Annotated in this window: 27 protein-coding genes and 1 tRNA gene; 5 read left to right on the top strand and 23 right to left on the bottom strand. The window is 52.1% G+C overall.

Annotated elements, in window-relative coordinates; genetic code table 11:
* Window positions 1-24: 24 nt before the first annotated feature.
* The 4 genes from KZZ10_RS02720 (at window position 25) to KZZ10_RS02705 (ending at window position 3,147) form a co-directional block, all read left to right on the top strand.
* Entirely contained in the window at window positions 25-834 is an 810-nt protein-coding gene (locus KZZ10_RS02720; protein WP_259659966.1) for a halocarboxylic acid dehydrogenase DehI family protein, read from the top strand.
* A gap of 135 nt (window positions 835-969) precedes the next feature.
* Window positions 970-1,758 (top strand): SDR family NAD(P)-dependent oxidoreductase, encoded by a 789-nt coding sequence (locus KZZ10_RS02715; protein WP_259659965.1) that lies wholly within the window; start codon window positions 970-972, stop codon window positions 1,756-1,758.
* Between the two features lie 141 nt (window positions 1,759-1,899).
* On the top strand, window positions 1,900-2,700 hold the full coding sequence (locus KZZ10_RS02710) for a DUF2092 domain-containing protein (protein ID WP_259659964.1): 801 nt from the start codon (window positions 1,900-1,902) through the stop codon (window positions 2,698-2,700).
* 18 nt (window positions 2,701-2,718) lie between these two features.
* On the top strand, window positions 2,719-3,147 hold the full coding sequence (locus tag KZZ10_RS02705) for a hypothetical protein (RefSeq protein ID WP_259659963.1): 429 nt from the start codon (window positions 2,719-2,721) through the stop codon (window positions 3,145-3,147).
* 53 nt (window positions 3,148-3,200) lie between these two features.
* Here the strand turns inward: KZZ10_RS02705 and KZZ10_RS02700 are convergent, their stop codons facing one another.
* The 10 genes from KZZ10_RS02700 to rpoD form a co-directional block, all read right to left on the bottom strand.
* Window positions 3,201-3,377: a hypothetical protein gene (locus KZZ10_RS02700; protein WP_259659962.1), complete on the bottom strand. Its 177-nt coding sequence runs from the start codon at window positions 3,375-3,377 to the stop codon at window positions 3,201-3,203.
* 103 nt (window positions 3,378-3,480) lie between these two features.
* The gene (locus KZZ10_RS02695; RefSeq protein WP_259659961.1) at window positions 3,481-3,729 is read right to left on the bottom strand and encodes a tyrosine-protein phosphatase; all 249 of its coding nucleotides are present in this window, start codon (window positions 3,727-3,729) and stop codon (window positions 3,481-3,483) included.
* A 386-nt stretch (window positions 3,730-4,115) separates the two neighbouring features.
* A complete protein-coding gene (locus KZZ10_RS02690; RefSeq protein WP_259659960.1) occupies window positions 4,116-4,694 on the bottom strand; it encodes a metallophosphoesterase family protein in 579 nt (192 codons plus the stop codon).
* A gap of 93 nt (window positions 4,695-4,787) precedes the next feature.
* Window positions 4,788-6,089 (bottom strand): TIGR03768 family metallophosphoesterase, encoded by a 1,302-nt coding sequence (locus tag KZZ10_RS02685; RefSeq protein ID WP_259659959.1) that lies wholly within the window; start codon window positions 6,087-6,089, stop codon window positions 4,788-4,790.
* A gap of 156 nt (window positions 6,090-6,245) precedes the next feature.
* Window positions 6,246-7,346, bottom strand: a complete 1,101-nt coding sequence (locus tag KZZ10_RS02680; protein WP_259659958.1) for a patatin-like phospholipase family protein — start codon at window positions 7,344-7,346, stop codon at window positions 6,246-6,248.
* A 2-nt stretch (window positions 7,347-7,348) separates the two neighbouring features.
* Entirely contained in the window at window positions 7,349-9,034 is a 1,686-nt protein-coding gene (locus KZZ10_RS02675) for an alpha-keto acid decarboxylase family protein (RefSeq protein WP_259659957.1), read from the bottom strand.
* An 81-nt stretch (window positions 9,035-9,115) separates the two neighbouring features.
* Entirely contained in the window at window positions 9,116-9,526 is a 411-nt protein-coding gene (locus KZZ10_RS02670; RefSeq protein WP_259659956.1) for a putative type II toxin-antitoxin system PemK/MazF family toxin, read from the bottom strand.
* A complete protein-coding gene (locus KZZ10_RS02665) occupies window positions 9,523-9,810 on the bottom strand; it encodes a hypothetical protein (RefSeq protein WP_259659955.1) in 288 nt (95 codons plus the stop codon). Before KZZ10_RS02665 ends, KZZ10_RS02670 begins: the two co-directional genes overlap by 4 nt.
* Window positions 9,811-9,953: 143 nt before the next feature.
* Window positions 9,954-10,032: transfer RNA gene (locus KZZ10_RS02660), tRNA-Ile, on the bottom strand.
* Window positions 10,033-10,046: 14 nt separating this feature from the next.
* A complete protein-coding gene (rpoD, locus tag KZZ10_RS02655) occupies window positions 10,047-12,452 on the bottom strand; it encodes an RNA polymerase sigma factor RpoD (RefSeq protein ID WP_259659954.1) in 2,406 nt (801 codons plus the stop codon).
* Between rpoD and KZZ10_RS02650 the strand changes: the two genes are divergently transcribed.
* Window positions 12,430-12,726 (top strand): hypothetical protein, encoded by a 297-nt coding sequence (locus tag KZZ10_RS02650; protein WP_259659953.1) that lies wholly within the window; start codon window positions 12,430-12,432, stop codon window positions 12,724-12,726. The two genes, rpoD and KZZ10_RS02650, sit on opposite strands and share 23 nt — an antisense overlap.
* Window positions 12,727-12,791: 65 nt before the next feature.
* Here the strand turns inward: KZZ10_RS02650 and dnaG are convergent, their stop codons facing one another.
* The 13 genes from dnaG to KZZ10_RS02585 form a co-directional block, all read right to left on the bottom strand.
* A complete protein-coding gene (gene dnaG, locus KZZ10_RS02645) occupies window positions 12,792-14,747 on the bottom strand; it encodes a DNA primase (protein ID WP_259659952.1) in 1,956 nt (651 codons plus the stop codon).
* 42 nt (window positions 14,748-14,789) lie between these two features.
* Complete coding sequence (gene rpsU / locus KZZ10_RS02640) at window positions 14,790-15,002, bottom strand: 30S ribosomal protein S21 (RefSeq protein WP_028817338.1); 213 nt, start codon at window positions 15,000-15,002, stop codon at window positions 14,790-14,792.
* Between the two features lie 82 nt (window positions 15,003-15,084).
* Window positions 15,085-15,612, bottom strand: coding sequence for a phosphoribosyltransferase (locus tag KZZ10_RS02635; protein ID WP_259659951.1), 528 nt, complete (start codon window positions 15,610-15,612; stop codon window positions 15,085-15,087).
* Window positions 15,612-16,907, bottom strand: coding sequence for an adenylosuccinate synthase (locus tag KZZ10_RS02630; protein ID WP_259659950.1), 1,296 nt, complete (start codon window positions 16,905-16,907; stop codon window positions 15,612-15,614). Before KZZ10_RS02630 ends, KZZ10_RS02635 begins: the two co-directional genes overlap by 1 nt.
* Before the next feature lie 85 nt (window positions 16,908-16,992).
* Window positions 16,993-18,156 carry an ATP phosphoribosyltransferase regulatory subunit gene (locus KZZ10_RS02625; protein WP_259659949.1) on the bottom strand — a complete coding sequence of 388 codons (1,164 nt, stop codon included), beginning with the start codon at window positions 18,154-18,156 and terminating at the stop codon, window positions 16,993-16,995.
* A gap of 138 nt (window positions 18,157-18,294) precedes the next feature.
* Window positions 18,295-19,167, bottom strand: a complete 873-nt coding sequence (hflC, locus tag KZZ10_RS02620) for a protease modulator HflC (protein ID WP_259659948.1) — start codon at window positions 19,165-19,167, stop codon at window positions 18,295-18,297.
* Between the two features lie 14 nt (window positions 19,168-19,181).
* Window positions 19,182-20,486, bottom strand: a complete 1,305-nt coding sequence (gene hflK / locus KZZ10_RS02615) for an FtsH protease activity modulator HflK (RefSeq protein ID WP_259659947.1) — start codon at window positions 20,484-20,486, stop codon at window positions 19,182-19,184.
* Window positions 20,452-21,558, bottom strand: coding sequence for a GTPase HflX (hflX, locus tag KZZ10_RS02610; protein ID WP_259659946.1), 1,107 nt, complete (start codon window positions 21,556-21,558; stop codon window positions 20,452-20,454). Before hflX ends, hflK begins: the two co-directional genes overlap by 35 nt.
* Before the next feature lie 18 nt (window positions 21,559-21,576).
* On the bottom strand, window positions 21,577-21,825 hold the full coding sequence (hfq, locus tag KZZ10_RS02605; protein WP_259659945.1) for an RNA chaperone Hfq: 249 nt from the start codon (window positions 21,823-21,825) through the stop codon (window positions 21,577-21,579).
* Between the two features lie 207 nt (window positions 21,826-22,032).
* The gene (hisC, locus tag KZZ10_RS02600; protein WP_259659944.1) at window positions 22,033-23,103 is read right to left on the bottom strand and encodes a histidinol-phosphate transaminase; all 1,071 of its coding nucleotides are present in this window, start codon (window positions 23,101-23,103) and stop codon (window positions 22,033-22,035) included.
* A gap of 26 nt (window positions 23,104-23,129) precedes the next feature.
* On the bottom strand, window positions 23,130-24,530 hold the full coding sequence (gene der, locus KZZ10_RS02595) for a ribosome biogenesis GTPase Der (protein WP_259659943.1): 1,401 nt from the start codon (window positions 24,528-24,530) through the stop codon (window positions 23,130-23,132).
* Window positions 24,531-24,535: 5 nt separating this feature from the next.
* On the bottom strand, window positions 24,536-25,693 hold the full coding sequence (gene bamB / locus KZZ10_RS02590) for an outer membrane protein assembly factor BamB (RefSeq protein WP_259659942.1): 1,158 nt from the start codon (window positions 25,691-25,693) through the stop codon (window positions 24,536-24,538).
* 1 nt (window position 25,694) lies between these two features.
* The gene (locus KZZ10_RS02585) at window positions 25,695-26,327 is read right to left on the bottom strand and encodes a YfgM family protein (RefSeq protein ID WP_259659941.1); all 633 of its coding nucleotides are present in this window, start codon (window positions 26,325-26,327) and stop codon (window positions 25,695-25,697) included.
* Window positions 26,328-26,329: the final 2 nt, after the last annotated feature.

The raw sequence follows: 26,329 nt of genomic DNA, 5'->3' as shown, positions 1-26,329 counted from the left end.
GATTTATCTCACTAAAGCCCCAAAATGAACAACCTCCCAGAAATCCACCCTCTTAACGCCCCTCCTGAAATCGCTGCGATCTACGCCGATATCCGACTGACCTCCGGCTTATCGCTCGTCAATCTGATCTGGCGGCACTTCGCCGCACTTCCTGGCGTGCTTGACTGGGCCTGGGATGCTGTGCGGCCGCTAGTGGCTTCCGAACAAATGATTGCTGCCCGTCAACGCGTGATGGCAAACATTGCCTTGCCTACTCTCAATCCGCTAACAATCGATGCTTGGCGTGCCATGGGTCTGAGTGACGCCGATCTGAATGATTTTCGCGACTTGATTGCTAACTATGTGCGCGGTAACTGCACCAACCTGATCGCACTCACAGCGCTGAGACTGAAGCTGGATGGTGCTGTAGGTGCCACGCCTGTGTTTGTCTCTGCGGAACCACCAAAGGCTGCCGCGCCCTTGCCTCCCATACCTCGCATCGACTCTCTGGATCCGGAGCGTGCACAAGCCATCAAAGCGCTCGCACTGCGGCACGACGGCGCACAAGGGGGGATTATTCCGAGCCTTTATTTAGAACTTGCACGCTGGCCCGCATTAATCGATTACTTTCCGAGCGGTTTGGCGCCTTTATACACACCCTCCGCTATGCTGGCAGCAAGCACGTCGGCCTGCCGCGCAGCAGAGACCGAGGCAATGGCGATGTTACCCTCCGTCCCGGCAGCACCAGCTAACGTGCAAGCTATGCGCCCTGCCTTGGATCACTTCACGCGTTTCATCATCCCTGATCTGACACCCGTGTGTATCGCGGTCGAACGACTACTGCCGCGCGAGTAAGCGTATTTGGCGCATTCTTATGCCTCTCCGCCCTGCCCTAAAGAAATCGTTCCCAGGTTGTCGCATACTAAAGCGGCGATTGCAGGAATAATCGGGGCGTCAACCGCATCCACGAACCCTAAAAGGCCAACCTCGATGAACTGGATAAAACAATTTTCCCTGGAAAATCAGGTCGCCGTCGTGACAGGTGCCGCAGGGGGATTAGGCCGAGAACTCGTCAAAATATTATTCGATGCTGGCGCGTATCTGGTTCTTGCGGATACGGATGAAGCGAGCCTGCGATTGCTCTTACAGGCAACCGATCCTTCGGGCGAGAGAGTGCGCATTCAACAATGCGACGTGACCAACGAGCAGGATATTCTTTTTCTGATTGAGCAGACAAACAATCATTTCAAAAGAATTGATGTCTTGGTTAACTGTGCGGGCGTGTTGGGTTCGGATGCAGCGTTATTCGATCAGACGGCAGAAGATTGGGATCGCGTCTTTGATGTGAACTTAAAAGGGAGCTGGATGGCCGCCACCCACATCTCTCAATATATGGTTGCGCAGCATATCAAGGGCAGAATTATCAACATTTCATCTTCGCTCGGATTGCGCGCACAACTCAAGCGCGTGCCCTATGCAAGCTCTAAAGCTGCGGTGGAGCACCTGACACGTAACATGGCGATGGAGTTGGTCCAATATCAAATCCGCGTAAATTGCTTAGCACCTGGCTGGATGAATACACCGATGGTTGAAGGAATACTAAATGGACCAAACGGTAAGAATTGGCGTGCCGCCATTCCCATGGGGCGTGCTGCAGAGCCATCCGAATTGGCAGGTCCTCTACTCTTGCTTGCTTCGACGGCATCGAGCTACATGACGGGAACTGTCTTGCGGGTAGATGGCGGCTATGCTTATTGCGGGATTGAGTTACCTGAATAACTTTTAAATCGAAATACAACACCATTATTTGTTCAACCAAGGGTAAAGCCCAACGGCCAGACCTTGAACCGGTGCTACATTCAACCCTACTTCTTACGTGGATAATCACGCAAGCAAGAAGGACTCTTTAAGGAGACACCGATGAAGGCTATGAAATCGATGAGACTGGCTGGCGTAGCGCTCATACTCGCGACGAGTTTTGGCATGGGTTCGACCATGGCGCAACAGGCAGCACCTGCATTGAAGGCTCCACCCAAGCAAATTCCAGCGATTGAGCAAGGTGCTCTGGATATCGTCAAGGGCATGAGTGCAAAACTGGCGGGCGCAAAAACACTTCAGTTTCAGGTACGCGTTCAGTCAGAAGCACCATCCATTGATGGCATCGCGGTGATCTACACCTCGAATTCTGAATTTACCTTGCAGCGCCCAAACAAATTAACAGCTGTCCGCACTGGCCAAGGTAATCCTAGCGAGTTGATCTATGACGGGAAATCCGTTGCGGTCATCACACCAGATTCAGATCTTGTCGCATTCAGCAAGGCGCCGAGCGACATTGATGCCATGGCGCAGTTCATTTTTGAAAAGGCCGGCATTTATTTCCCCGGCGGCATGATCCTGCTGTCTGACCCCTACGCCAACATCACAGGTGATCTGCGCGCTGCCTTCATTGTCGAAAAATCGAAACTAGTTGGTGGCGTCGAAACCGATGTTGTCGTCCTAGCCGGTAGCGGTGTCGAAGGCCAATTCTGGATTGGCTCGCAAGATAAGCTGCCCTACATGATGACGATGATCTACACCAAAGAGCCTAATCGCCCTCGCGTCACACTCGAATTTAGGGATTGGAAAGTCAATCACTCGGTCGATCCAAAGCGGTTCAGCCTCGAGAAAGTGAAGGATGCCATCAAAGTCGACTTCGCGCGTATTGATGCGCCCCTAAATTAGTCGCCAAGGAGAAAAAACATGAAAAAGCTATTCGCATTTATTTTGCTGGCGCTCGCAGGTCTCACGACAATGCCTAACGAAGCTCAAGCCTATTGGCATGGACGCTACTGGGGTGGTGGTGGCTTCTATCATCCAGGCTGGGGATGCGGCTGGCGCTGCGGCGGCCCTGGCTGGCGCGGTCCTGGCTGGGCCGGTCCTGGTTGGGTCGCCCCAGCAGTGGTAGCCGGTGCGGTCGGTGGCGCAGTCGTTGCGGCTCCACCCTACGCACCACCGGCACCCGTCGTGGAGTACAGCTCAGTTCCACCTATTGGCTCAATCTATCCGACATTGCCCGCAGGCTGTGTATTGGCGCCGCGCAACAACATTAACTTCTATCAGTGTGCAGGCTATCGTGTACGCCCACTCTACGGCCAGAACGGCTTGCACTACCGGGTCGTACCTGAGTAAGCAGGATTGTTAGTATGCAACGCACTCATTGCCTTCGAACTGCGCGTGGGTGATTAAACCATTCGAACATTCCCATTCTGCGTGATAGACGTCGGAGCTCGCCAGGTGGCTTCTAGCGTTTGCTCGCTGCGTCCAACCCAGGTTTGCAGGTTGGCTTGATAGTTCGCAACGTCAGCACAACCCGCCAAGGCTAAGGCGACACAACACACCAGTAATTTCAACCGTTTCATGCGTATCTCCGCAGGTTTTTAAGAGTTTACATCCTACCTGAGTGATAGCCGAAGCGCGACATAATCCGTCCACCTTGCCCTCAGACCAATGTGCTCCAGCACCTTATTGATGGCTTAGGACGACTAAGTACAGGTCTTGCAGTTGTTGTTGCTGTTTGGAATTGATTTTTAATCCCTCTGAGAAATAGCGTTCGATCGTACCGTAGCGCCGATACACCTCAGCAAAAGAAGATTCTAAATAATTTTTCTTCACCCCAAACAGCGCATCTGGTATGCCAGGGTCACCTCCGCCCAAGATAAATTCACTCGACTCTTTTTCGTGCATAGGTAATAAATATTCATTACTGCGCACTAGGTAACGACACTAGGTCCTTATAAAGTGCAAGAAAGCTCGCCTCAACACCAACCGACCCATCCAAATTTTCATTTGTCAGTTTAGGATTCTTAAACAGCGCTTCTATTTGAGCAGGCGTTACGATTAAATTCTCATCCTCCATCACGTTCAACCTAATATAGTTAACAGCTGAAGGAATCCTATCGGGTTGAGCAACAATTTCATTCCCATGTAAATGCCCAGACTTTGTCCTGCAGTTAACGGATCAGATGGAGCCCCTGCCCATAGGCCTCCACCAGCAGATATTCCAACTAAAAGAAAGAGCAACTCAGCCAACCGTATCGTCAACTTAGTCCGCGTCGCAAACGGCGTTCTTACAACGTTAAAGCCAAGACCTCGTCTCATTAAGCAAATCTCTTTTTTAATATCTGAACCATGTTCGGACTAAGCGGCTTGAACAGTTCAGCGTTGTACGAAGCGCAATAAGGTATGCCAGCTACCTCGCCATACCGAATTGATTCATCGACTGAGTTGTTCTGTGGTCGAGTGGGATCCATTGATGAGACGGGAATGGCCCCAAAGGCTCGCTCCAAATTAGGTGTATTGGGTCGCATATCATTCTGAATAATCTGCTGCGCAGCAATAGCCATGCGTCTTGCGCTGTCAGCGGGGGTGCCCTCTCTGACTGCAGGATCGACATTGACAGTAACGATTGAGACTGTGTAGTCGCTATTTAAGTAAACCTGTAGCGTGCGAAACTGTTGTGGAAAATCATGCAGAGAGCTCGTTTCAATTTGCCAAAACCCATACTCGGGTGGCGCCTCAGGCGGGGCCTTAAATGCCTTAATCGTGTTGACGTGACGGTGACCAGCGAGCAGACAGATCACATTACCATTTTCTTGAATGTCCTCAATTAAGTCTGATAGGGTTGTTGCATTATGTAATATTGCATTCGGATCGCGAGCAGATTCCCACCATTCCATTTCACTACCGATTGGTGCGACGGCAAGCGGAACATGCGAGGCAATGATGATGAGTTCATTACGCTGCTTGGCTTGCTTCAGCTCGTTACGTAGTCACTTAACGCGCGTGGCACTCAAATAGCCATGGCCATGAATATCATGACTCTGATCCCTGGGGTCTTGTACGTTATCCAACACGATCACTCGCAAGGGTACGTCCGCCTTCGGCAAGAAGCTATAACAAGAAAAGTCCGGCTCCTCTTGGGCGTATTGAGGATCCACCAAGTGATACCCGTGCCCCTTGGGCAACGAACTTGTATTAAAAAATTCAGCAATCCATTCTTTTTTAGTTAGAGAGCGACGATTTGAATTAGGTGAATTCATGGGTGGCGTGTTAAAGCCACTGACCAGCCCAGCCCCAACAATCTCACCTACCTCAGAGGCACCATTAATGGTACCCATATAAATAGCAGGCGACTTTAAGGCCTTAGTCGTATCAAACAAGCATGGAAAGTATGGAAATCCCTTGATGGGCTGAAGCACATTGCCTATCGCCCAAATCTGATTACTGAGGTAAGACTCTCGTAGCTTTAACGTTGGATCCGCATCGACAGCGACGCTTCCAATCATAAATAGATCGTGATTGCCGTTTACCTGGTACCACGCAATATCAGGCGATAGGCCTGCTGCTTTAAAAGGCCGTTGATAGGAGACTCCATCTTGAGAAGCATCGTCACTTGTGTTGGGATGAATGACTTTTCCATCAAAAATATCTAAGTACCAACGTGTCTCGTTATATTGCGTTGAGTTACAGGTATCGCCCAGTGAGAGACCAAAATCAAAAGATGCCACGGCATGCAAGGCGTTCACTGTTTGAATCGCAGCATCCAGCACCTGGGTAGTGGTGAGCATGGTGGGTGAGTAGATGGAGGTCATCGGCGCGCCAAATTCAGCATCTAGCTGCTGAATAGCAATAAGCTGATTACCCGCCTGCTTATCGGTTAAATGAATGTCGCTCAAGGTAAAGAATGAACTTAGGCGACTGAGTTGATTGACATCTTGCGCCTTATAGCCGGCAGGCATCAAATCAAAGCGGCGCTCAATCGGCAAACCTGGGCCGTAGGTATAGTCACCGTAACCATAGTGGCGATATTGATCTACATGATGGAGTTCAGTGGGAATAAGCCCTTTTTCGACGTCAGATTTCTTGAGCTTCTCTGGCATTAAAAATGACAGCATTCGATCGACCGAGGTCAACACTTCATCCGAGATTGGATATGTGGTTACCTGCTTGGTTGCTTCCGCCACAGTCACGCCAGAATAAGACAAGGCAATGCTACTGACCGAATACATCATGAATTGTCGCCGGCTTTGCTTGTAATTCGGCGTATCGAGCAGTTTGTATCCGTCTGTCATGTTGAGCTCCGTCACTAATTGACTACGGCGCATTTCTGACTAAAGCCGGAAGTGCTAGGTAGAACCCATTCTATTGGTTCCACACAAAGCACAATTGACGCAAATCAAACTACATACAAATAGCTCCAGCGGGCATCTACGCTAGAAAAAATGACTTTACGCCGACATCCAAAACCGCTTCATCTCGGGTAAATCTTGCATTCCGCGCTCATACCCGTATTTGATTGCAGGCTCCATGATTTCTGGGTCGACAACACTGAGTGTTTTTCTGCCGGGTAGCATTCCAACAACGACGAGCTTTGTCTTGGTGCCAGCTGCCTCGAGATCTTTAACTTCCTGCAAAATCGTATTAGGCAACCGATTTAAACGAAGCCCTTCTTTTTCCTGCTCAATCGTATCGGCTAAGGCAACCACCAGTGCCCTCTTTGAGCCTGCCACGATATCGCAATGTGTTTCGGTTGAACCGATGCTGCCATCCATGCAGACGCGATCTTTCACCCAAGTCGGACCAGTCACACCTGGCGCGGACGCGCTGGCTGAGCATGCTGTAATGACGGAAACACCTGAGTCAGGTGCAATAACTAAACGCTCAGCGGTATAGCAATCGATCGTTGTGATGTACATTTTTTTAGGCATATGTTTCATATCACCCAAAAAAACTTTGATATTCGTTTCAAACTTTTCTGAAGAAATAGACTTGGCCGCCATGGCCGCATGTCCAATTGCCTGAATGGTGGATGGGCTTCCGTCTTTAGCTTCAATACCCATCTTCATCACACGCTCTTGGCTAGGCGAGAAGGACTTTGTTGGCACTAACTTAGCCATGATCTTTGGATAGGAAGCCAAAAGATTAAACTCTGCAGAAAAAAGATCAAGGCGACCGCCCAGTAAAGCACTACCCAACACTGCACCCGCTGATGTTCCCACCACAATATCCGCCAAACGTAGATCGACACCGTTGCTTAGCATGGCATGGAAATACCCGACTAAAAAGGAACTCATGTACTCTGAACCGCCACCCAGAACAATTGCCCTGTCTTTGCCCTGACCCGGAGCGTTTTTGTACGGAATGGGATGAGCTAGGCCATCGTTCCACCCAGAGGTCGTCGCCTGAAGCTGCTTCGCCGCTGCTGCCTGAAAATCAGCAGTGCTTGTGCATGCTTGAGTTGTGGGTTGACCTAAGGCCTGCGTGCTAGCGACCGCAGCAACAGATGCAGCAGAGCCTTTTATGAAATCACGTCGTGATGACTGGCGCATTCTTATGACTTTCCTGGAATATTAGTTTTATAAATTTGATTTTGAACGTTTAAAGGTATGGGCTGACTCTCTGAAGCCGGAATCATCACCTCAATGTACGAGGCCCCGTCATACGTATTAGCTTTTTTGATTGCAGCGTCTAGCTCCGCCACTGTGCTCACCCTTGCAGCAAACCAAGTATCGCAACCCATTGCAGCGGGGATCTGTGCATACTTCCACTTTGCCAATTCATCGTAAGAAGGCCCTATTTCGCTGAGCACGTTCTCGACGCCAAAAATATTGTTATTCAACACAAAAATGATCGGCTTAATCCCATAGCGCCCCATCACACCGATTTCATTTGCGGTTAACTGATGAGACCCATCGCCTGTCACCAGAATCGTTCTACCATTTTTATTAGCCATGCAGACGCCCTCTGCTGCCGGCGTCGCCCAACCAATAGAACCCCATAAGGTCTGCGTTTGAAAACCCACTCCGTCAGGCAATAACATGGGGGTGGTATACATAATGCAGGTGCCCGTCTCGACAACTAAGACGTCGCCCGACTTCAACAGGCTTTGTAAGCGAGGATAGAAATTATCTGATGATGTTGGATCGGTATCTGCACCGACGATTGGCATGACAGACTGGGAAGACTTGACGGACAAGTTAGGCCTAGCACTCACACGCTTAGTTAAACCTTCGAGCATGTCACCCAAGGTAACACCTGTGAAAATAGTGCTGCCCATGCGAACGAACTGATCGCCCAAGACGATCAATTTTGTCGAGGCGATATTGTCAGTCCAAAACGTCGTGTTGAAATCTTCAAACACCACACCACCAATATCCAGCACCAGCTCTGCACCTTCAACCGTCGCTTTCAAATCTACTGGGCTGGAACCCATCCCGCTATAGATGCCCAAGTAGCCTGGATGTGACTCGGACAAAACACCCTTGTCCATCGGAGTGGTGGCAAAAGGGAGATTTGAGGTATTCAGAAAATTTAGCAAAGCAGTTGTTAACCCGTAATTGGTCACAAACTGCGTGGGCAACGCGATGGTGTTCTTGCTTGCCTGCAGTTTGTTGATAACAAAATCAATGGCAGCAGCCAATACCGCCGGATCGCTATGGGTCCTTTTGATTTGCGATAGAGACACACCTTTGACTGGCTTGCCGATGATGGGCATTTTCCCCAAATCCATGGGAACTGAAATATAGGCTGGAGCACTTAAACGCAAGGCTTCACGAATGACACGCTCCATCTCTTCAATCACGTTGTCGGGAGTCAGATTGGCCGAGACACAACAGGCAGCTTCAGAGGCAGCCTTGAAGTTATTAAATACGCCGTCACCTAAGGTGTGATGCGTAATCAAACCTTGTCTTTGAATTTGCGTACTCGGTGCGCCAACAATATGGAAAACTGGCAAACGCTGTGCCCGGGCTCCCATCACACCATTCAAAGCACTGAGCTCGCCTACCCCATAGGTGGTAGACAAAATCGACACCCCATTGATCCTTGCATAGCCATCCGCCGCATACGCAGCGTTTAACTCATTGGCACAAACAATCCACTGCAGGCGCTCGCACGCCTCAATGGCATCATCAAAGGGAAACGAATAATCGCCCGGAACCCCAAAGACCCGATCGATACCTAGATCCGCCAAACGGTTAACAACGTACTCTGCAACGGTAACGGGGATTGAAGTCATGAAAATTTCCGATAAATTAATGAGTTGTAAGACAGTTTAAAGGGCAAACTGTAATGCCTTCATGCGAGAGTCTAAGCAGACTCAGGCTCTTGCTGCGCGGTAAGCAGCCTGAACCGCCGGCACGAGCGAAGCATGCAACGTACCGAGATTGGGTATCTGCCCCTGGGGTGCTGCGGGTGGTACCGAGAACCAGTCCGTGTTGTACGGTAGATCGATCGCTTGCTTCAAATTGAACTTGGTGTCGTAGCTCAACCCGGCTGTTTGATAAGCCGTAGGATTACGCTCTCTCAAAATCGAAAACTCACCGCCATAAAGAGTCGTGGTCCGCTGACTCGTACCGTACGCAACGCTTACGTGAAACTGCGGCGTCTCGTCATCAAATACTTTAAGAATCAGTGCAGGCCGAGGTTTGGGCTTGGGATTGATGTTGTCTGGAAAATGGCACCACACGATATCACCGGCCGTTGGCTCTGGCCACCAAGCCACTGTCATGCAGCCTCGCTGTCAAACAGGCTTGAGCGTACCGAACGCTTAACACCCTGCGGCACACTCTTTTTGATCTGACGGACCTGAGCGCTTGTCAAAGACCCATCATCGGCCTCGTACTGAGGCAGCAGTTTGACCGCCAAGTCATGCAACGCCCTATGGATTGCCTGTGTCTCATCAACTCCAAGTTGCTCGGCCAGGCGTTTAGCTGTTTCTCGCGTAATACCAGTTGCGCTATCGACACTTCGATAACGAAAGGCAATTTGGTTGGTCATGGCACGTGCAGGCATAGGATCCTCACTATTAGATATCTAAAAGATATCCACTTATTTTATGTCTGTCAAGTGCTGATGCTTAAATTCATCCACTGCCTAACGATCCAATGTGTCGATATCAATAAAAAAGGCCCACATCGCTGTGAGCCTTTGTGTACTGGTGCCCCCCCCGTGAGTCGAACACGGCACCAACGGATTATGAGTCCGCTGCTCTAACCAAGCATGAGCTAGGGGGGCTTTAATCGAAGGACTTATTGCCCTTCGAGAAAACTCTTCAATTTATCAGAGCGGCTTGGATGACGCAGCTTACGTAACGCTTTAGCCTCTATTTGGCGTATGCGCTCACGGGTCACGTCAAACTGCTTACCTACCTCTTCCAAGGTCTGATCAGTGCTCATCTCGATACCGAAACGCATGCGCAACACTTTCGCTTCGCGTGGCGTCAAGGAGTCGAGGACTTCTTTGACCACATCGCGCATCGAACCATGCAGAGCCGCATCGGCGGGCGCCAGGGTCGCCAAGTCCTCAATGAAATCACCTAAATGTGAATCGTCATCATCGCCAATCGGTGTTTCCATCGAAATCGGCTCTTTTGCGATCTTCAAGATCTTGCGGATCTTGTCTTCAGGCATGTCCATCTTGGAGGCCAGTGTTGCGGGATCCGGCTCAGCACCTGTCTCCTGCAAAATCTGACGACTGATACGGTTCATCTTGTTAATCGTCTCGATCATGTGCACAGGGATACGGATCGTGCGGGCCTGATCAGCGATCGAGCGCGTGATGGCCTGACGAATCCACCATGTTGCATACGTTGAGAACTTGTAACCACGGCGGTATTCGAACTTATCGACCGCCTTCATCAAACCGATGTTGCCTTCTTGAATCAGATCCAAGAACTGCAGACCGCGGTTTGTGTATTTTTTAGCAATCGAGATCACCAAACGCAAGTTGGCTTCCGTCATTTCGCGCTTAGCTTTACGTGCCTTCGCTTCGCCGGTTGCCATTTTCTTGTTGACGTCTTTCAGGTCTTTGAGTGGCAATACCACCCTCACCTGCAAGTCGATCAACTTTTGCTGGAGCTCCTGAACCGCAGGGACATGACGCTTGAGCGTATGGGCGTACTCTGCCTCAGCAGCGATCTCGCCCAAGACCCACTCAAGATTTGTTTCGTTACCTGGGAACACTTTAATGAAGTGGGTACGTGGCATACCGGCGCGGTCAACGCAGGTGTGCAGTACAGCACGTTCAATCTTGCGAACCTCTTCAACCTGCTGGCGCAAGGTATCAGCCAAACGCTCAACCATTTTGGCGGTAAAGCGAATGCCCATCAATTCATTCTGAATGATTTCCTGCGCAGCCATGTAAGGCTTGGAGCGGTAGCCGTCTTTCTCGTAGGCTGCGCGCATCTTCACGAAATGGGTCGCGACGGTCTCAAACTTGGCCAGGCCTTTGATGCGCAGATCTTCGAGCTGTTTACTGCTCATCCCACCTGCTGGACCATCTTCATCGGCTTCGTCAGAGACACCTGCACCGGCGTATTCTGCGCCGTCGTCATCGACCAGACCGTCTACGACTTCATCAATCTGAGCCTGTGCTTCGCGCACGCGCTGCACGTGGTTCAAGATCTCGTTGATTGTGGTGGGACATGTCGAGATCGCTTTGACCATATCTTTTAAGCCACCCTCAATACGCTTGGCGATTTCAATTTCGCCTTCACGTGTCAAGAGTTCGACAGTGCCCATCTCTCGCATATACATACGAACAGGGTCAGTCGTACGACCAAAGTCGGAATCCACTGTGGTGAGCGCAGCTTCGGCTTCGTCTTCGACATCATCGTCGGAGGTGGCAACCGGTGCGTTCTCACCTAGCAACAGTGTTTCTGCATCAGGGGCTTGGTCATACACGGCAATGCCCATATCGCCAAACGTGCTGATAATGCCATCGATAGCTTCTGCATCGACCAGATCGTCTGGCAGGTGATCGTTAATCTCGCCATAAGTGAGGTAACCACGATCTTTACCGAGCTTGATCAAAAGCTTGAGACGATTACGACGTGCCTCGTATTCTTCAGGCGTAACGGGACCACGTGCAATCAGGTCCTTCGCATCGCCTTTACCGCGTTTACCGCGCTTGACAGGCTTGATGTCTGGAATAACTTCAACTTCGTGCTCACCATCACCGGCATCACCGAAGTCACCATCCCCGTTATTCGGATTTTTGGAAGGACGTCCTGGACGCCGTCCTGTACCGCCGGGCGGGCGTCCCGCTTTCTTGGCGGGGGGCGAACCATCGTCCGGTGCCGGAGCAGGCTTGGACACATCAACTTTGCCGGGAGCCTTAGCGGATACAGGGGCGGCAGGCGCGACACGATCGGGCGCAGGTTTGGCAACCGCGGTCTTACCGGCAGCGGGTTTTGCTACCGGCTTGGCATCGACCACTTTTGGTTCAACTTTTGGGGAGTCCTTCGCGACTGCTTTTGCAACGGGCTTAACTGCAGTTTTGACTGCCGCAGTTTTTGCGACAGGAGCCGGTGTTTTGGCGGGTGTTTTAGCTGGGGCTTTGGATGCTGCTTTTGCAACGCCGACCTTTACAGGCGTCTTGGCGGCAGGTGCTTTGGGCGCAACGGGTTTTGATTTGCTGGGTGAAGCCGACTTCATTGAATCCTTAACTGATTTAGCGGCAGGTTTTGCCGTTTTTGAAACAGGCTTTGCCGCTGAGGGCTTAGCCGCTGGTTTATTCGGTTTGGCAGCAGTCCCCTTACTGGGCTTGGCCACTGGCTTTGCCGCGGGCTTGCTTGCCTTGGGGGATTTGGCTGACGACTTCGGCACAGGTTTCGCCGCTTTTGCTGCGGGCTTTTTTGCCGCTGGCTTGACGGCCGCTTTGGGTTTAGGCTTTGCGGCTGCCAGAGATGTTTTTTTGCCAACGTGCTGAGTCATGATTGCTCTTGTCTGAGTTGTCTGTGAGATGTGCCGAGAAAGCCTTTGATTTTAACCGAATCAGCTAGCCTTCACTGATTCGATTACCTTTATTAGACGGGAGATGCGTCCAGAAAGTTCCTGATAATTTTGCTGAGATTGCAAATTATTTAAACCTTGTGCAATTAATGCCTCTTGCTCAGCCTTCAAACTCTCTAATTCGATACGGCGGACTGCATCTTCCCATTCTGCCTGAGGGTTGGGCAAGGTTTCCTGAGCCATCAAGTCGGCCGCAACCGACGCCAGCAACACACCAAGATCAGCCCCTGGGTCTGCCACTTGTATGAGAGCCCCCACGTGGCGCGCTCCAGTGGCCTGAGCCAACACGATTAACTCTCGTACCATCTCTAAGTTGGGGCCTCGATGGAGAATCTCAAGCTGTTGCTCGCCTAAATCATCAATCAGCTCCGGGTGCGTCAAAAACAAGCGCAGCAATCGCCGAGCAAGCGGTGTCACTGAACGCCTGCTGGTTCCAACCGCAGGGCCCCCTCGTTGCCGAGCGTTTGAACGCCCACCGAAGGACTCGCGCCCACCAAGGGGCTCACCCCGATAGGCACCCGCCTCAGCAGGGTCCTGCCCACGTGCCGCTTCTTGCTCTGGGTTGCGATTCCCTGTCGGGTAGCCTGTGCGGTCAGAGCCAAAACGTGCCCCACCCGCATCGGGCAAGCCGGCCATCGTAGGGGGCGGCAGCTGGGCCATTAACTGAGCCAACTCTTCCGGCGTCAGTTGCACCAGCCGCGCCAGTTCGTTCTGCAATTGAATTTTGAGCGTTATAGCCGGCACCTGCGCAAGCAGTGGGCGCGCCTCATGCACCAGCGCCGAACGCCCCTCCACCTCTTTAACCGAATGCCGCGAGGCCAACTCATTCAGAAAGAACGTCGACAACGCATCCGATTCCTTGAGGCAAGCACGAAACGCTTCTTCGCCAAATTCCCGGATATAACTATCTGGATCGTGCTCTGTTGGTAAAAATAAAAACCGGATAGAAATATCATCACGCAGCAAGGGAAGACATGCCTGCAAGGCGCGCCAGGCGGCACGCTTACCAGCAGAGTCACCATCAAAACTAAATATTATTTTGTCGCTTGCGCGCAATAACTTCTGAATATGCGTGGGTGTCGTGGCCGTACCCAAGGTGGCCACCGCATTCCGCACACCAAGCTGGGCAAGCCCAACCACATCCATATAGCCCTCAACGACGATCACCGCCCCTTCAGAGCGGATCGCAGCACGGGCCTCAAACAGACCGTAGAGCTCATTACCCTTAGAAAAAACCGGGGTCTCAGGGGAGTTAAGGTACTTGGGCTCACCTTTTCCGATAATGCGTCCGCCAAATCCAACAATCTCGCCCTTCACGTTACGAATCGGAAACATGACACGTTCGCGGAAGCGGTCATAACGCCGACCGTCTTCTGACTCGATCACAAGACCGGACTCGACAAGGATTGGATCGTCGTAGTGGGGAAAAACCTTTGACAAGGCCTGCCGATCAGCACTCGCCCACCCTAGCCCAAACTCTTTCGCGATGATTCCAGTCAGACCGCGCTGTTTGAGATAGCGAATGGCCGCGGGGCTGTCACGAAGTTGAGCCAGATAATGCTTTTGGGCGGCATCGAGCGCTTTAGTGTGTTGGGACACCTCTTCACGCCGACGGGCCGTTGCAGCCTGCTGACCAGGGCTGCGATTTTCTTCAGGTACCGTCATCCCGATGGCGCCCGCAAGTGTGCGCACCGCCTCAGGAAAACTCGCGCCCGTGTGTTCCATCAAGAACGTGATGGCACTACCATGGGCTCCGCAACCGAAACAGTGATAGAACTGCTTAGTTGGGCTAACAGTAAATGAAGGGGATTTTTCGTTATGAAAGGGGCACAAACCGAGAAGGTTAATACCGCCTTTCTTTAACTGAACATACCGTCCGACCACATCCGCGACGTCAACGCGGTTAAGGAGATCCTGGATAAAGGAATCTGGGATCAACGATCAGACCATACGTGATCGGCGCAAGAGCTGCGCCGAGGATTAGTACATGCGCGGAGGCAATTGCTGGCTGCGGATGCGCTTGTAATGACGCTTAACGGCTGCAGCCTGCTTGCGCTTGCGCTCAGCAGTGGGTTTTTCGTAGAACTCGCGAGCACGCAACTCAGTCAACAGACCGGTTTTTTCGATGGTGCGCTTGAAGCGACGCAGTGCGGCTTCGAAGGGCTCGTTTTCTTTCAGACGAACGATAGGCATAGGATGCTTGACGTAAAAATAACAACGGTTAAACAGCAAAATAGCCTGTCATCATAGCATGAAACCGCTAATTTCGCAGGGGTTAAGACCACTTTTTGACTAAATCCTGCACATCCATCTCGTCATAGGCCTCAAAGGGCTGATGAATCCAGGGATTATGGTCCAGTTTTTGCACAAAATAATCAGGTGTAACCACCGAGTGCGCTTTGTACCAAAGCACGGCAGAGCGCAATTCGGTGATCGACGGATAGGTTCGTAACAAGTGTGCTCGGATCAGATCGAAGGTTTGCCCAGAATCGACCATATCATCAACGATCAAAATCCGGCCAGTCAAGGTTCCATTCGCCATCGTCACAAAAGGCGCTATGGCCAGACTACCTTGCTTCGTACCCGCCTCTTCCCGGTAGCTGCTCGTAGCGAGTGTCGCCAGAGGTCGATCAAATACACGCGAGAAAATATCCCCAACGCGCATCCCACCGCGCGCCAGACAGAGGATCTGATCGAACTCCCAGCCAGACTGGTGTACCTGGACGATCAACTGCTCGATCAAACGATGATACTGATCCCAATCCACCCACAGGTCGGTGTTGCTTTGTTCGGCTGAGCTCATCAGGACTTAAAAGGATGACGCAACAAAATGGTTTCGTTTCGATCGGGCCCTGTCGAAACCATATCGATCGGCACGCCACAGACCTCGGACATTCTGTTCAAGTAACGTTGCGCGTTAAGAGGAAGCTTATCAAACTGTGTCACCCCTACAGTGGACTCTGTCCAGCCGGGCATCTCTTCGAGAATAGGCTTAGCACGCGCAACCGCTGCTGCACCATAAGGCAGCACATCACATGGCTCACCGTCCAACTCGTACCCAACGCCCATCTTCAATACTGGCAAGCCGTCCAGTACATCAAGCTTGGTAATACACAAGCCAGAAATACCATTCAATCGAACTGAACGTTTAAGCGCCGCACCATCAAACCAACCACAGCGACGGGGGCGACCCGTAACTGAACCGAACTCTTTACCCACACTCGCAAGGCGCGCACCGGTCTCATCCAATAACTCAGTCGGAAAAGGCCCCGAGCCCACGCGCGTTGCGTAGGCCTTTGTAATGCCGAGTACATAGTTCAAGGTTTGAGGGCCTACACCCGCACCGGCCGCGGCTGCCCCGGCAATACAGTTGCTGCTGGTGACGTAGGGATAAGTGCCGTGATCTACGTCAAGCAAAGCACCTTGCGCACCTTCAAACAACAGATTTTTCCCGGCCTGCTGGGCAGCAAACAAAGCACTGCTGACGTCACCCACCATCGGTGCAATAGCAGGCGCCAACGCCATGGCTTGGTCAACAACCTCATCAATCGCCACAGCCTTAGCACCAAGATACTGCGTCAGAACAAAGTTGTGCAAATCAAGCACTTCTTCGACTTTTGCGCGGAACCCGACGGGATCGAACAAATCCTGCACACGCAACGCACGCCGTGCGACCTTATCCTCGTAGGCGGGTCCGATGCCGCGACCAGTCGTCCCAATCTTTGCATCACCACGACGCGCCTCGCGGGCCTGATCGAGGGCAACGTGATAGGGCAGAATCAAAGGACATGCTTCGGAAATCTTTAAACGCGATCGCACATCTAAGCCAGCTGCTTCGAGCTCGGCGATTTCTTTGAGCAGTGCTTCGGGGGACAGCACAACACCGTTACCGATGTAGCAGGTGACCGAGGGATGCATGATGCCCGATGGGATGAGGCGCAGAATAGTCTTCTTGCCATTCACCCATAGCGTATGCCCAGCATTGTGACCACCTTGAAAGCGCACGACTCCGTGCGCTGACTCAGCCAACCAGTCAACAATTTTGCCCTTGCCTTCGTCACCCCATTGGGTGCCGATCACTACGATGTTCTTGCTCATATCACAAAGAAAAATCAGTTAAGTTTTGAACTAACGTTCTCACCGAGAGTTCACCGCAAAGCTATGCAGTGAATGGCCTCGGGGCCTATAAAACCTGTTGCACAACCCATTGACCATCGAGCAAGACAAGCTGTCGGTCAAACATAAATTCATCATGCGTAGCAACCTCGCCAGGAAAGACCTGAACGACAATATTGCCAGTCTGGCGCAGAGCGTAAATAGCCTGTCGCAATGCTGCATCTTGTCCTGCCGGCGCACGAATTGCTGGTGCTGGGCGCGCAGGTACCAAACCATCTACAAGCTTTCGTAGATCCAGACTAAAGCCCGTTGCGGGACGTGCGCGTCCAAAGGCGCGGCTCACGTCGTCGTAACGTCCGCCTTGTACGATCGCATCGTGCCAGCCTTGTGCATAAACGGAAAAAGTTACGCCCGAGTGATAGCCATATGTGCCTACATCCGCCAGATCAATACCGACAGATACATCATCGAGCGCACCCAGCAGGTGCTCGAGTGTGTCTAGCGCCGCAACAACACCAGGCAAACGCGGAAGCTCTTTGCGCGCGCGCTCAAGCACCGTTAAATCGCCATAGAGCTGAGGCAAACGGACCAATGCCCCAACCGTTGCGGGCAATAAGGCGTCGCTGCCCGTACCTAACTGTGTCAACCCAGGTAGGTCTTTATCACGCAGCAACGCCATGATCTCGTCCGCACGAGACACAGCCTTAGGATCTGTTTCAATCAAACTGCGCACCAGACCTGCATGACAAAGATCAAGGCGCAAAGTCTGGACTCCGGCCAACCGCACGCTATCAAGCGCTAAATGAATAATCTCGAGGTCCGCCTCGAACCCAGCGTGGCCGTATATCTCAGCCCCGATCTGGAGCAGCTCACGGTTTGCGAGCAAGCCGGCGGGACGAGCATGTAACACGGGGCCGCAGTAACACAAGCGCGTGACGCCTAACCGATTGAGCAAATGGGCATCAATGCGAGTGACTTGCGGTGTCATATCTGCGCGGATCCCTAAGGTGCGACCAGATAACTGGTCCACCAACTTGCTGGTGCGCAGATTCAGGTCGCTGCCCGTGCCGGAAAGCAGCGACTCAATGTATTCGACCAAGGGCGGCGCGACCAGCTCGAAGCCGTAGGTACGGAACGAGTCAAGTAGTATGCGTCGCAGGTCTTCGATGCGTCGTGCCTCGGCTGGCAACATATCAGCCAGACTTTCGGGCAGCAACCAATTGCCTTTCATAAAACGAATACCCAAACAAAAGCGGCTTGGGGCGTAAGCCCGGCAAGCCGCCAGAACAATCGATAAAGCTTACAGCGCATTATACCTATTATGTGCGCTCTGTTTGGACAAACGAAAAGGGGGCTAAAGCCCCCTTTTCTACTTACCCGAAGATGACTTTAAGTACTTGAAAAAGTCGGAGCTCGGGTCAACGACCAAGACATCACCAGGCTTACCAAAAGATGCTTTGTAACCCTCTAAGCTCTTGTAAAAGCTGTAGAAGCCAAGATCTTCGCCATAGGCTTTTGCGTAAATCCCTGCAGCTTGGGCATCGCCCTCGCCCATGATGGCTTGAGCGCGACCGTACGCTTCAGCGACAATCTGCTCACGCTGACGATCCGCTTCAGCACGGATTTTTTCGCCCTCGGCTGCACCAATTGAACGTTGCTCGTTAGCGACTCGAATTCGCTCAGACTCCATCCGCCGATACACGGACTCAGCAATTTCTGGCGCAAACTCAATACGCTTGAGGCGCACGTCTACGATCTGTACCCCCAGCCCTTCGGCACGTTTTGCTACGTTGGTGAGCACTTCTTGCATGATGACATCACGCTCTAATGAAACCACATCTTTCACCGTGCGCACGTTGACCGAAGCGTTCAATGCGTCGCGGATCTGCGCCTGCAGACGCTCACGCGCTGCGCGCTCATTGCCACCGAAGGTCACGTAATACAACCTCGGATCCACAACGCGCCACTTCACAAACGAATCGATAAGAAGGTTCTTCTTTTCCGAGGTTTGAATCCGCTCGGCTTCTTGCAAGTCGATCGTCAACAAACGCTTATCAAGAGTAACCACATTTTGAAGAGGCGGTGGCAGTTTGAAATAGAGACCAGGCTCAGAAATAACTCTCTTGACCTCACCTAATGCAAACACCAGAGCGTAGTCGCGTTCGCGCACGACAAACACCGACGAGGAAAAAGCGACGACCGCAATAACTAAAGCGATCAACAGGGGAAGTAATCTATTCATGATCGATCCTCTGCTTAGCGACTGCCGCGATCACGCGTCAGTGTGTTGGTGGGACCTTGCGCCGCCGGACGCTGTGCGGGAGCGGGCGGAACAAAAGGTGGTGGCATAACCGGAGCGGTAGACGGCATCGAAGGCGCTGTCACGGGACGCGCTGCGCCCTGTGCCGCTTGCTGAGCCAACTTATCCAGCGGCAAATAAAGCATGTTGGTCGACCCCTTGGTATCCACCAATATTTTGCTTGCACTGGTGTACATCTGTTGCATCGTCTCCAGATACATACGTTCACGAATCACCAAAGGCGATTTTTTGTATTCCGCTAAGACGCTTGTAAAGCGTGCAGCGTCACCCACCGCATTACCGACGATACGTGCACGGTAGCCTTCTGCTTGCTCAAGCATCCGTGAAGATTGTCCGGCAGCCATCGGAACGATTTGATTACGATAGGCTTGCCCTTCGTTGATCTGACGTTCGCGATCTTGCCCTGCTTTCACCGCGTCATCAAATGCCGCTTGAACCTGCTCCGGTGGCTGTACGTTTTGGATGGCCACGCTACTAACTTGAACACCCGTTTCGTAACGATCTAGGATCTGTTGCATCAGCTTTTGTACATCCACTGCAACAGCAGTACGTCCCTCGTAAAGGACAACATCCATCGGACGTTTACCTACAACTTCCCGCATTGCGGTCTGTGCGGCTTGACGCACCGACTCGTCTGGATCTTTGGTCTTAAAGAGATAGTCTGGCGCGCCGTCAGCACGCAGACGATATTGCACAACGAATTGAACATCAACAATGTTCTCGTCATCAGTCAACATCAAAGATTCGGGCAACACACGATTGCGCGCCGTGCTGCGAAAACCCACTTCGAACGTCCGCAACTGGGACAGATTGACGATTTCGTGAGCCTGAATCGGGAAAGGCATACGCCATTGGAAGCCAGCCAAGGCCGTCGACTTGTATTTACCGAACTGGGTCAAGACCGCGACCTGACCTTCCTGAACAATAAAAAAGCCGCTCGCCAACCACAAGGCCAACGCAGCAGCAGCGATTACACCCAGACCAATTTTAGATTGGCGAGGCGTTGGGCCGCTCGGTCCCTGCGAAGGAGCTCGATTGCCGCCACCTTGTTTGCGACCAAACAAACCGCCCAAACGCTCACTGAAATCTCGCCAAACTTGGTCCAAGTCTGGGGGGCCATTTTGTTGTGACGGACGACGGGGCGGCTGATTCCCGTCTTTGGGAGGCTCATTGCCCCCACCATTCTGGCCACGGCCCCAGCCGGGATCATTCAGGTTGAATATTCTGGTTAGAAATCGCATTGTTATCCGAAAGTAAAGCAAATTGACTGATTGCTTCGCGTAAGCCACCTAGGCCGTCGCGTTGCTGGGCACTTAAAAACACACGGCAAATCGTACCATGCTCATCTTGCTCGACCCGCGGCTCAAGCCCTACCAGGTCGATCTTGTTGTAGACCAAGATACAAGGGATATCCGCTGCGCCGATCTCCCTTAAAACCTTGTTCACTTCGTGAATCTGCTCATCGCGCTGAGGGCTTGCGGCATCAACAATATGCAGCAATAAGTCCGCGTGAATGGCTTCTTCGAGCGTTGCTCTAAAAGCGGCGATCAGTGTAGTGGGTAAATCGCGAATAAAGCCCACAGTATCCGAGAGGGTAATTTGCCCTGCCCCCTCAATCCATACGCGTCGCGTTGTCGTGTCAAGCGTGGCAAAGAGCTGGTCCGCGGCATAAGCACCTGCTCGCGTCATCGCATTAAATAACGTTGATTTACCTGCGTTGGTGTAACCCACCAACGATACAGAAAGTGTCGCACCGCGAGCACGAGAGCGACGCTGTGTGGTGCGTTGCCTCTGGACACGTTCGAGTCGCTCGCGTAATACCCGCACTTTGGCGCCGATCATCCGGCGATCCATCTCGAGCTGGGATTCGCCCGGACCTCGCATTCCGATGCCACCGCGCTGACGCTCGAGGTGGGACCACATTCGCGTCAATCGTGTAGACAGGTGCTGTAACTGAGCAAGCTCGACTTGAAGCTTTCCCTCATGGCTTTTGGCACGCAGTGCAAAAATATCCAAAATTAGAGCGACGCGATCAACCACACGCAAATTAAATTGCCGCTCTAGGTTGCGCTGCTGGGCCGGAGACAAAGGCTGGTCAAACAAGACCACTTCAGCTTCGCCCTGTTCGGCAAGCAGGACACCTTCCTGCACCTTGCCCGACCCAATGAAGTAGGCTGCGTCAGGACGCTGACGCCGAGCCTTAAGCGTACCGACGAGCACAGCCCCGGCACCAGTCGCCAACATTTCGAACTCTTGTGCATGTGCCTGATAATCTGGCGAACCAAGGTCGACGCTAACAATCAACGCACGCATGCGCTGACTCCGGACGAGTTATTCAGCAGCAGTTTCGCCAACGCCCTCTGTGGGCAGACTGACAGCGCGTGCAGGTACTACTGTCGAGATTGCGTGCTTGTACACCATTTGGGTTACCGTGTTGCGCAGTAGAACAACGTACTGGTCGAAGGACTCGACCTGACCCTGGAGTTTGATCCCATTCACCAGATATATAGACACTGGGATGTGCTCTTTACGCAAAGCGTTCAAGAAGGGATCTTGCAAAGTTTGCCCTTTGTTGCTCATTGGCAGGCTCCTTATATTGTTGTTAGCGACTACGCCTCACCTAAGCTGCGTTGTGCGACGAAATCTTAAGTAATACTCTACAGGGTTTTCCCTCGGGATGCTAGTGACATACACAAATTATTACTAAATATACTCACTAAAGCTCACTTACACTTTACATGATTAATATATATTTAAATCAATAACTTATAATTATATTTTAATAAATTACTTTAATATTTCTCGACAAGCAGCTACCAATTGATTGCACTGCTCATCTGTTCCGATCGTGATACGCAGATGATTCGAGATGCGCGGAAGCTTGAAATGTCTCACGAGAATATGACGGGCCCGCAAGGCACTCGCCAACGATTCACCAGTATGCGCCGGATGGCGTACAAAAATAAAGTTTGCCGCCGAGGGCAACACCACGAAGCCCAAGCTTTGTAAATCGCGCGTGAGTGCTTCTCGGCTGCGTACCACCGCATCGCGCGCCTGTTCAAAGTAAATCTGATCCTCCACTGCCGCCTGTGCCCCAGCTAGCGCAAGTCGATCAAGTGGGTATGAGTTAAAGCTATTCTTAACTCTGTCTAGACCCTGAATCAGATCAGGATGTCCAAGTGCAAATCCTACGCGCAAACCAGCAAGTGAGTAGGCTTTGGACATGGTGTGCACGACAAGCAAGTTAGGGTAGCGGGCGATGAGTCCCGCCGCAGTTTGCGCACCGAAGTCAACGTAAGCCTCGTCCACCACCACCACAATATCCGGGTTACCCGCTATCACGCGTTCGATCTGGGTCAGAGGCTGGGCAATCCCAGTGGGTGCATTAGGATTTGGAAAAATAATCCCACCCGCTTTTGCTTGCCCATCGGGTAGATAGTCTTGCACCCGAATTTTAAATTCCTCATCCAGAGCAATGGCCTTATAAGCAATCTCATAGAGTCCGCAATACACCGGATAAAAACTATAGGTGATGTCCGGAAACAAAATCGGCGCTTCATGCTTGAGTAGGGCATGAAACGCATGACCTAACACTTCATCCGATCCGTTGCCGACAAACACATGCGCGGCAGTCAAACCAAAACGTCTCGCAATAACCTCGCGCAGTTCTTGCGCCGTAGGATCGGGATACAAACGCAGGTTGTCATTGGTTTGCCCAGCGATAGCCGCCAATACCTTAGGCGATGGCCCATAGGGATGCTCGTTTGTATTGAGCTTAATCAGATTTTGAACGCGCGGTTGTTCACCGGGCACATAGGGCTCTAACTTGGATACTAGGCTATTCCAGAAACGACTCATAAGGGCTCGCTGTTAGCGCGTTAACATTAATTATCAGCGTAAGGGTTGTACGACGACTTGAATTCAATACGCAAAGGTGTACCAGCTAATTCGAAGGCATCTCGAAAGCGCCCTTCAAGATAGCGCCGATAAGAATCCGAGATCGCATCAAGCGCATTACCGTGGATGATGATGAGAGGAGGATTCTGCCCACCCTGGTGCGCATAGCGCATTTTGGGGCGGAAGATACCTCTACGGGGTGGTGGTTGTTGCTCAATCGCAGCTTGTAACTCACGTGTCAGGCGCGGCGTTGACAACTTGGTGAACGCGGCGGCATGCGCGGCGTTCACCGAGCGCAAAACGGTATTAATCCCCTGACCGCGCAAGGCCGAAATGGTATGCACGCGTGCAAAAGAAAGAAATCGTAACTTACGATCGAACTCGCGTTGGATGCGTTCACGATGCTCAGAATCGAGCCCATCCCATTTGTTAATTGCAACCACTAGCGCACGCCCAGTCTCGAGAATAAAACCTGCGATGTGCGCATCCTGCTCAGATACTTCCTGCTGAGCGTCAATCATCAAGAGCACGACATTACTCGCTTCGATTGCTTGCAGTGTTTTAATCACTGAAAATTTTTCGATCGCCTCAAAGACCTTGCCACGCTTGCGCAGACCGGCCGTATCAATCAGCGTGTACTGTTTGCCACCACGATCGAACTCAATCTCGATCGCATCACGTGTGGTTCCAGGCATGTCAAACGCAATCACCCGCTCTTCACCGAGCAGTGTGTTGATCAAGGTGGACTTTCCAACGTTGGGCCTACCCACAATTGCTAGCTTAATGCGGTGATGAATAACAGGTTCTATCGCATCAGCCGTATCACTCGCTAACGCATCAGGACTTGGCTCAGTCTCATCAGCCTCATAAACCTCGTCCTCAACTTTCTCGCCGAGTCCCTCAAGAGCGTGTTCAATCAAATCTGCAATGCCATCCCCATGGGCGGCTGAGATAGGGCAAGGCAATCCAAGCCCCAGCTCGTGAAACTCCGCTACGGCGCTGCCATGTTGCATCCCCTCCGCTTTATTGACGCACAGGACAACTTTTTGTCCGAGCTTACGCAAGAGGCGCGCAATATCGTGGTCGTGTGCATTCAAACCGGCACGGGCATCCACCAAAAACACAACGACATCAGCTTCTGCAATCGCCTGCTTGGTCTGGCGTGCCATTTGGTGCAAGATCCCTGACTTCGCAACTGGCTCAAAACCACCGGTATCGACCACGATAAACGGCGTATCCCCAACGCGACCTTCCCCGTAATGACGGTCGCGGGTCAAACCAGAAAAGTCGGCAACCAACGCCGAACGCGAACGCGTGAGCCGATTAAATAGTGTCGACTTTCCAACATTCGGGCGTCCTACAAGGGCAACGACAGGTTTTACAGACACAATATTTATTTCAACACAATCAAAACAAGAGAACCGTCGCCGGTCTTAACGAGCACACCCTGCGGTGTCGCGATCAGAGGAGCGCTAATCTTGCCTCCCCCAACGGCTATGCGGGCGAGTAAACGTCCATCATCCGCAGCCATGAAATGTACATACCCATCGTAATCACCGACAGCCACCGCACTGCCGAATACAGCGGGGCTTGTTAACTGCCGATAACGCAACGCATCTTGCGTCCAGTTCAACTTTCCATCTTTCAACGCAAAAGCAGATACCGCATCAGATTGACTTGGGCTGTAAGCCTGATTGGCGTCTATTGTTAGACCGACCGCACTAGAAAAGTTCTTGCTCCAGATGGGACGGCCTCCAGAGGCCAAATCGAAACACAGAATACGACCTTGAAAGGCAACGGCACACAAAATTGGGGGTGCAATAACGGGCAAGCCAACGACGTCATTGACGCGCTCTAGGTCCGTTGCTCCTTTAGGCGAAGCAACAATACCTTCCCACTGCACATCTCCTGACACGGCATTAATCGCGATCAACTTGCCGCCGGGAATTCCAGTGATAATCAAACCATCAAACAAAGCAATTCGCGCCGGGGCACGCAGAGCCAGTGCCGGACCAGGACGTTGGACATTCCAGATGCGATCGCCCGTCTCTGCATTGAAAGCCTGAATCCGATAGTCACCGCTGCGTACCACTACAACACCGTAACCAACCACGGGCGGCACCGACACATCGCTTGTGGCCTTGGAGCGCCATTTCACAGCACCTGTGTCATCCAGCGCAATCACTGTGCCATCCCGCGCGACGACCGCCGTAGTTTTTCCATCACTACCCACCCCAGCAGTCAGACGCAGGTCGAGCTTCGTCGTCCAGAGAACGCTACCATTACTTAGGTCATATTTGCCTACAGCACCATTGCTCGCAGCGCCGTACACTGCGGAACCAACAATGGCTGGAGCAAAGCCAATTCCCGAACCGCTGCCAACTTGTATCTTCCACCCGACCTGGACAGCAAGCCCAGCCGGATACGTTGTCAGCACTGAGGGCTTGTATCGTCCATCATCGCCGGTAATGAGGGCACATCCAGTCAACGCTGCAAAAAAGCACGCTGCGGCACCCAAACGAACCAAACGAGTTGTGAACGAAAAATTCATCTTAGGCTCCTAGCGCATCTAACTTGAGCTTGACAATCGGGGTCAAAGGATTGATCGCTCCTAGCAACTCAATCGCCTGATTCCAGGCGCTACGCGCCTCAGCGCTTTTCCCTTGTGCGGCCAGGATGTCACCACGTCTATCGGCGTAAAGTCCTGCAAAAGAGGCAGCGGGGTCTGTCAACTGCGCCATGGCCGCATCGAACTCTTTTTGTTCAAACAGCAAACCGGCCAATCGTAGTTTAGCCACGGGCACCAGCGCTGCATGTTTGGACTTCACCAACCATTCAAGCTGTGAGCGTGCCGCGACCAAGTCATTACGCTCGGCCAGTGACGAAGCAGCAACGAGTGCGCCGCGCGCAGCATAATCAGTGCCAGCATAATCCGCACGTAAAGTTTGCATCGCTGCATTGATACGCGCAACCGACTCATCCCCTTTTTGGCGGCCAGCCTCTTCAAGCGCCTCGAAATAGCCTCGGGCCTGCACGGCTTGATTGCCCTCGTACCACTGCCATCCGCGCCAGCTTCCGGCAACGGCAGTCGCGATAACCAGCAAGGTCACGACCAACGTGCCATATTTGTTCCACCAAGCCTTGAGCTGGTCTAGTTGTTCTTGTTCGTCAAGATCGTAAGCCATAC

The organism is Zwartia hollandica, assembly GCF_019923725.1.
Classification (GTDB): Bacteria; Pseudomonadota; Gammaproteobacteria; order Burkholderiales; family Burkholderiaceae_B; genus Zwartia; species Zwartia hollandica.
The sequence above is the reverse complement of the archived record's forward strand: the minus strand, read 5'-3'. Positions and strand labels throughout refer to the sequence as shown.